The organism is Saccharomonospora iraqiensis subsp. paurometabolica YIM 90007 (assembly GCF_000231035.2).
GTDB classification, from domain to species: domain Bacteria; phylum Actinomycetota; class Actinomycetes; order Mycobacteriales; family Pseudonocardiaceae; genus Saccharomonospora; species Saccharomonospora paurometabolica.
Genome location: NZ_KI912209.1, coordinates 78,901 through 85,780 on the forward strand (window position 1 = coordinate 78,901; position 6,880 = coordinate 85,780).

8 protein-coding genes are annotated in these 6,880 nt (G+C 71.6%); all 8 read left to right on the forward strand.

The annotated features are described in order from the left end of the window. A partial coding sequence (locus SACPADRAFT_RS25430) for a 2-oxo-4-hydroxy-4-carboxy-5-ureidoimidazoline decarboxylase (RefSeq protein WP_007025800.1) occupies positions 1 to 347 on the forward strand: 347 nt, incomplete at its 5' end. Continuing rightward, on the forward strand, positions 344 to 673 hold the full coding sequence (gene uraH, locus SACPADRAFT_RS0203780) for a hydroxyisourate hydrolase (protein WP_007025801.1): 330 nt from the start codon (positions 344 to 346) through the stop codon (positions 671 to 673). The genes SACPADRAFT_RS25430 and uraH, both read left to right, overlap by 4 nt. A gap of 4 nt (positions 674 to 677) precedes the next feature. After that, a complete protein-coding gene (pucL, locus tag SACPADRAFT_RS0203785; protein ID WP_007025802.1) occupies positions 678 to 1,583 on the forward strand; it encodes a factor-independent urate hydroxylase in 906 nt (301 codons plus the stop codon). 22 nt (positions 1,584 to 1,605) lie between these two features. Continuing rightward, positions 1,606 to 3,117 carry a nucleobase:cation symporter-2 family protein gene (locus SACPADRAFT_RS25435; RefSeq protein ID WP_007025803.1) on the forward strand — a complete coding sequence of 504 codons (1,512 nt, stop codon included), beginning with the start codon at positions 1,606 to 1,608 and terminating at the stop codon, positions 3,115 to 3,117. Between the two features lie 5 nt (positions 3,118 to 3,122). Then, on the forward strand, positions 3,123 to 3,941 hold the full coding sequence (locus tag SACPADRAFT_RS0203795; RefSeq protein WP_007025804.1) for a hydroxypyruvate isomerase family protein: 819 nt from the start codon (positions 3,123 to 3,125) through the stop codon (positions 3,939 to 3,941). Positions 3,942 to 3,990: 49 nt separating this feature from the next. Next, a complete protein-coding gene (locus SACPADRAFT_RS0203800; protein WP_007025805.1) occupies positions 3,991 to 4,875 on the forward strand; it encodes a 2-hydroxy-3-oxopropionate reductase in 885 nt (294 codons plus the stop codon). A 49-nt stretch (positions 4,876 to 4,924) separates the two neighbouring features. Further along, a complete protein-coding gene (gene gcl / locus SACPADRAFT_RS0203805) occupies positions 4,925 to 6,700 on the forward strand; it encodes a glyoxylate carboligase (protein ID WP_007025806.1) in 1,776 nt (591 codons plus the stop codon). A 45-nt stretch (positions 6,701 to 6,745) separates the two neighbouring features. Next, on the forward strand, positions 6,746 to 6,880 hold a 135-nt coding region (locus tag SACPADRAFT_RS30255; RefSeq protein WP_007025807.1), incomplete at its 3' end, for a glycerate kinase.

Here is a 6,880-nt window from a genome sequence, read left to right on the forward strand (position 1 = left end):
CGGCACGCGGGCTCGGCGCCGACGAGGTGGACCGGGCACTCGCGGCGCACCCGCGCATCGGGGAGCGCGCCGAGGGAGCCGACACGGAGTCCGCGTGGTCCCGGCAGGAGCAGGCCGGGGTGGACGCCGAGGAGGCGACCGGGCGGGCACTCGTCGAGGCCAACCACGCGTACGAGGCGAAGTTCGGCCGGGTCTTCCTGATCTGCGCCACCGGACTGTCCTCCGACGAGATCCTCACCGCGCTGCGCACGCGACTGGACAACGACCCCACCCGCGAGGCCGACGTCGTCGCCGACGAGCTCCGCAAGATCGCGGTGCTGCGGCTGCGGAAGTTGGTGACGGCATGAGCGCGGTCACCACCCACGTCCTGGACACCGCCGCGGGCCGCCCCGCCGCCGGCGTCCCGGTGCGACTCGAACGGGTGAACGGCGCCACCGTCCTCGCCGAGGCCGTCACGAACGGCGACGGCCGCGTGCCCGACCTCGGCCCGGACGAACTCGACGCGGGTCACTACCGGCTGGTGTTCGACACCGCCGCCTACTTCGCCGCCACCGGGCAGACCGGCTTCTTCCCCGAGGTGGTCATCACCTTCGTGCTGGCCGACCCCACGCAGCACTACCACGTGCCCGTGCTGCTGAGCCCGTTCGCCTACTCGACCTACCGCGGGAGCTGACATCATGGCCATCGTTCTCGGCCCGAACCAGTACGGCAAGGCCCAGACCCACCTCGTCCGCGTCCAACGGGACACCCCCCGGCACGAGATCCGCGACCTCACCGTCTCCACCGCCCTGCGCGGGAACTTCGGCGCCGCGCACGTCGACGGTGACCAGGGCGACGTGCTGCCCACCGACACCCAGAAGAACACCGTCTTCTCCTTCGCCGAGGAACACGGCGTCGGCACGATCGAGGACTTCGCCCTGGTGCTGGCCGACCACTTCCTCGTCCAGGCCCCCGCCGCCACCGGGGCGCGCATCGAGATCGACGAGACCCCGTGGCAGCGCATCGCCACCGGCGACGGGGAGCACGACCACGCCTTCGTCCAGTCCGGCCTCGGCACCCGCACCACCGTGGTCAACGTCGACGGCCGCGGCGCGGACCGCACCGCCCACGTCGTCTCCGGCATCAAGGACCTCACCGTCCTGAAGTCGACCGGCTCCGAGTTCCACGGTTTCCTCACCGACCGCTACACCACACTCGCCGAGACCGACGACCGCATCCTGGCGACCTCCCTCATCGCCCGGTGGCGCTACGGCACCACGGACGTGTCCTGGGACGAGACCTTCCACTCGGTGCGCGGCCTGCTGCTGGCCCGGTTCGCCGAGATCCACAGCTACGCCCTCCAGCAGAGCCTCTACGGCATGGGCCACACGGTGCTGGAGAAACACCCGGACATCGCCGAGATCCGGTTCTCCGCGCCGAACAAGCACCACTTCCTGGTGGATCTGTCCCCGTTCGGGGTGGACAACCCGAACGAGGTCTTCCACGCCGCCGACCGCCCGTACGGGCTGATCGAGGCCACCGTCCAGCGCGACGACGCCCCCGAGGCCGGCGCGGCCTGGCACGCCGTGCCCGGCTGGGTCTGACGACACCCGCAGGAGGTCAGCAATGACGCTGTTCCCGCGCTCGTCGAAGTACCGCGGCCGGCCCGAGGACGAGCTGTACTCGCTGCCGAAGCTGCTCGCCTACGGCACCCAGCACATCCTCACCATGTACGGCGGGGTCATCGCGCCCCCGCTGATCGTCGGTGGCGCGGCCGGACTGTCGGCGGCCGACACCGCCCTGCTCGTCACCGCGGGCCTGTTCCTCAGCGGCCTGGCGACGTTGCTGCAGACCCTCGGCATCGGCCCGGTGGGCAGCCGCCTGCCGATCGTGCAGGGCATCTCGTTCGCCAGCGTGTCCACCATGGTGGCCATCGCCTCCGAGGGCGGGGTGCGCCCGGTGTTCGGGGCGATCATCGTGGCCGGGCTCGTCGGCCTGGTCGCCTCGTCGTTCTTCGCCCAGCTCGTGCGGCTGTTCCCCGCCGTGGTGAACGGCACGATCATCACGGTCATCGGCCTGTCCCTGATGCCGGTCGCGTTCACCTGGGCCCGGGGCGGCGACGGCGCCGACGACTTCGGCTCGATGGCCAACATCGGCTACGCCGGACTCACCCTGGTGATCATCCTGGCGATCAGCAAACTGTTCCAGGGCGCGATCTCCCGGTTGTCCATCCTGATCGGCCTGGTGATCGGCACCCTGATCGCGACACTGACCGGCAAGGCCGACTTCTCCGGGGTCGGCGAGGCCGACGTGTTCGCGCTGCCTGCCGTGCTGCACTTCGGCACGCCCACCTTCCAGGTCGGCGCCATCGTCTCGATGACCATCGTCATCTTCGTGATCATGGTGGAGACGACCGCCGACATCCTCGCCATCGGCGAGATCGTGGACACCGACGTCGACGCGAAACGGGTGGCCGCCGGGCTGCGGGCCGACATGGGTGCGACCACCGTGGCGCCGCTGTTCGGCACCTTCCCCGCCAGCGCCTTCGCCCAGAACGTCGGACTCGTCGCACTCACCGGCATCAAGAGCCGGTTCGCGGTCGCTGTCGGCGGCGGGGTGCTCCTGCTGCTCGGCCTGCTGCCGGTGGTCGGCGCCGTGGTCGCGGCGATTCCCTACCCGGTGCTCGGCGGGGCCGGCATCGTGCTGTTCGGCTCCGTGGCCGCCAGCGGCATCCGCACCCTCGCCCGGGTGCAGTACCAGGACAACCTGAACATGGTGATCGTGTCGGTGTCGATGGCGTTCGGCATCATCCCGATCGCCGCGCCCGAGTTCTGGGACGCGTTCCCCGAGTGGCTCGGGATGATCATGCACTCCGGCATCAGCGCCGCCGCCGTCGTCGCCGTGCTGCTCAACCTGCTGTTCAACGAGCTGTCCTTCGGCAACAAGCCCGGACCCTCGGTGTTCGAGGCCGCCGAGACCAGCATCGACCAGTTCGGCGACACGCTGGACGACGACATCCCGGACGGCGACATCCCGGACGGCGAGAAGCACCGCCACGAATCCCCATCCGGGAGTGACCGCCCCGGCGGGTCCGACTCCGCCGACGTCCCGTCCGACCGGACGGAGGAACCGAGGTGACCCCCATGCCGCACACCCTGCCCTACGCGGTGAACTGCTCGCTGCTGTTCACCGACCTGCCCGTGCACGAACGCCCGGCCGCGGCGAAGGCCGCGGGCTTCGACGCCGTGGAGTTCTGGTGGCCGTTCGCCGAGGCCGTGCCCGGCGACGCCGAGGTCGACCGGTTCGTCGCCGCCGTCACCGACGCGGGCGTCCGGCTCGTCGCACTCAACTTCTTCGCCGGTGACCTGCCCGGCGGCGACCGCGGCCTGGTGTCCTGGCCGGACCGCGCGGGCGAGTTCCGGGACAACGTCGACGTCGTCGCCGGTATCGGCGAGCGCCTGGGCACCCCCGGCTTCAACGCCCTCTACGGCAACCGCCTCGACACGGTCGCCGACCACGAGCAGGATGCCCTGGCCGTGGAGAACCTCGCCCTGGCCGCCCGGGCCGTCGGCCGGTTCGGCGGCACGGTGCTGGTGGAACCGGTCAGCGGGCCACAGCCGTACCCGCTGCGCACCGCCGCCGACACCCTCACCGTCCTCGACCGGGTGCGCTCCGAGACCGGTACGACCAACGTCGGCCTGCTCGCCGACCTCTACCACCTCGCGGTCAACGGCGACGACGTCGACGCGGTCATCGCCGAGCACACCCCGCGGGTGGCGCACGTGCAGATCGCCGACGCCCCCGGCCGCAACCAGCCCGGCACGGGCGAGTTGCCTCTGGACAAACACCTTACCGACCTGCAGGCCGGCGGCTACTCCGGCTGGGTCGCCCTGGAGTACAAGCCCACCGGCGCCACCGTCGACAGCTTCGACTGGGTCCCACCGCACCGCCGCCGCGCCTGAGACCACCTGAGCGAGACCGATCCCCGATCCCGAAGGAGTCCCCCGACTCATGAGCACCATCGCTTTCCTCGGCCTCGGCATCATGGGCAGCCCGATGGCCTGCCACCTGGCCCGCGCGGGCCACGACGTCGTCGGGTACAACCGCACCCCCGACAAGACCCGGCCGCTGACCGAGGCCGGCGGCCACGCCGCCTCCTCGATCGCCGAGGCGGTCACCGGCGCCGACGTGGTCTGCGTGATGGTCCCCGACTCGCCGGACGTGCAGCAGGTCCTGGCCGGCGAGGGCGGGGTGTTCGCGCACGCGGCCCCCGGCACCCTGGTGATCGACTTCTCCAGCATCCGCCCGGACGTCACCGTCGCACTCGACGAACAGGCCCGGCACCGGCAACTGCGTCTGCTCGACGCCCCGGTGTCCGGCGGTGAGGCGGGCGCCCGCAACGCCACCCTCTCGATCATGGTCGGCGGCACCGGGGCCGACTTCGCCGAGGCGCAGCCGCTGTTTGACACGGTCGGCGGCACCGTCGTCCACGTCGGACCGAGCGGCTCGGGCCAGACCGTCAAGGCCGCCAACCAGCTCATCGTCGCCTCGAACATCCAGGCGCTGTCCGAGGCCGTCGTCTTCCTGGAGTCCTACGGCGTGGACACCGACGCCGCGCTCGAGGTCCTCGGCGGCGGCCTGGCCGGGTCGAAGGTGCTCGACCAGAAGCGGCAGAACATGCTCACCCGCTCGTTCGACCCCGGATTCCGCATCGAACTGCACCACAAGGACATGGGCATCGTCACCGCCGCCGCCCGCGAAGCCGGGGTCGTGACCCCCGTCGGGGCGCTGGTCGCCCAGCTCATGGCCGCCGCGAAGGCCGCGGGCGACGGCGGGCTCGACCACTCGGGCTTGCTGCGGGGCGTCGAGCGGCTCAGCGGCCGCACCGACACCTGACCACCCGCGGGGGCCGGTGGGCTCCCGCCGCCAGAGACGGAGGGAACACATGGCACGCATGCGAGCCGTCGACGCCGCGGTCCTCATCCTGGAGAAGGAGGGGGCGACGCAGACCTTCGGACTGCCGGGCGCCGCGATCAACCCGTTCTACAGCGCGATGCGGGCGCACGGCGGGATCCGGCACGTGCTGGCCCGCCACGTCGAGGGCGCCTCGCACATGGCCGAGGGCTACACCCGCGCCGCGCCGGGCAACATCGGCGTCTGCGTGGGCACCTCCGGCCCGGCGGGCACCGACATGATCACCGGGCTGTACTCGGCGTCGGCCGACTCGATCCCGATCCTGTGCGTCACCGGGCAGGCCCCGGTCGACAAACTGCACAAGGAGGACTTCCAGGCCGTCGACATCTCCTCGGTCGCCGCACCGGTGGCGAAGTGGGCGGTCACCGTCCTGGAGGCCGCCCAGGTGCCGGGTGCGTTCCAGAAGGCGTTCCAGCTCATGCGCCAGGGCCGCCCAGGGCCGGTGCTGATCGACCTGCCGCTGGACGTGCAGCAGACCGAGATCGAGTTCGACCCGGACACCTACGAACCGCTGCCGGTGGCGACCCCGGCGGCGAGCCGGGCGCAGGCCGAGCGGGCGCTGACGATGCTGTGCGCGGCGGAGCGCCCGTTGATCGTGGCCGGCGGTGGGGTGGTCAACGCCGACGCCGCCGACACGCTCGTCGAGTTCGCCGAACTGGTCGACGTGCCCGTGGTGCCCACGCTGATGGCGTGGGGCGCGATCCCGGACGACCACCCGCTGACCGCGGGCATGGTCGGACTGCAGACCTCGCACCGCTACGGCAACGCCACCCTGCTGGCGAGCGACTTCGTGCTCGGCATCGGCAACCGGTGGGCCAACCGGCACACCGGCGGGGTCGACACCTACACCGCCGACCGCACGTTCGTGCACGTCGACGTCGAACCGACACAGATCGGCCGGGTGTTCGCCCCCGACTACGGCATCGTCTCCGACGCGGGCGCCGCGCTGGAGCGGTTCGTCGAGGTGGCCCGCGAATGGAAACGGGACGGGCGGCTGCCGGACCGGACCGACTGGGTGCGCGGGTGCCGACAGCGTCGTCGAACCATGCTGCGCCGGACCCACTTCGACGCCGTGCCGGTCAAACCGCAGCGGGTCTGGGAGGAGTGCAACCGCGCCTTCGGCCCGGACGTGCGCTACGTCAGCACGATCGGCCTGTCCCAGATCCAGGCCGCGCAGCTGTTGCACGTCCACCGGCCCCGGCACTGGATCAATGCCGGGCAGGCCGGCCCGCTCGGGTGGACGGTGCCCGCGGCCCTGGGGGTGGCCACGGCCGAGCCGGAGGCCACCGTGGTCGCCCTGTCCGGCGACTACGACTTCCAGTTCCTGGTCGAGGAACTGGCGGCGGGCGCGCAGTTCCGCATCCCGTACCTGCACGTGCTGGTGAACAACTCCTACCTGGGCCTGATCCGGCAGGCGCAGCGCGGGTTCGACATGGACTACTGCGTGCAGCTGTCGTTCGACAACATCAACTCCCCCGAACTCGGCGGCTACGGCGTCGACCACGTCAAGACCGTCGAGGGACTGGGCTGCCAGGCGATCCGGGTGTTCGAGCCGGACGGCATCCTGCCCGCGTTCGAGAAGGCACGGACACTGATGGCCGAACACCGCGTGCCCGTGGTCGTCGAGGTGATCCTGGAGCGCGTCACCAACGTGTCCATGGGCACCGAGATCGACAACGTGGTCGAGTTCGAGGACCTCGCCGAGGGCCCCGACCACGCCCCCACGGCGATCGCGCTCGCCGACTGACCGCACCGGCTCCACCGCCACACGCCGGAGAGGAACGGACCCGCCATGCCCACCGTGCTCGTCGCCCCCGACAAGTTCAAAGGGTCGGCCACCGCCGCCGAGGTGGCCGACGCGGTCGGCACCGGCCTGCGGCGGGTCCTGCCGCACGCGCGGGTGCGTGCCGTCCCCGTCGCCGACGGC

Coding starts and splice junctions, on each gene's coding strand:
- SACPADRAFT_RS25435 (WP_007025803.1), top strand. CDS start 1,606: ATGACGCTGTTCCCGCGCTCGTCGAAGTACCGCGGCCGGCCCGAGGAC.
- pucL (WP_007025802.1), top strand. CDS start 678: ATGGCCATCGTTCTCGGCCCGAACCAGTACGGCAAGGCCCAGACCCAC.
- SACPADRAFT_RS0203800 (WP_007025805.1), top strand. CDS start 3,991: ATGAGCACCATCGCTTTCCTCGGCCTCGGCATCATGGGCAGCCCGATG.
- uraH (WP_007025801.1), top strand. CDS start 344: ATGAGCGCGGTCACCACCCACGTCCTGGACACCGCCGCGGGCCGCCCC.
- gcl (WP_007025806.1), top strand. CDS start 4,925: ATGGCACGCATGCGAGCCGTCGACGCCGCGGTCCTCATCCTGGAGAAG.
- SACPADRAFT_RS0203795 (WP_007025804.1), top strand. CDS start 3,123: ATGCCGCACACCCTGCCCTACGCGGTGAACTGCTCGCTGCTGTTCACC.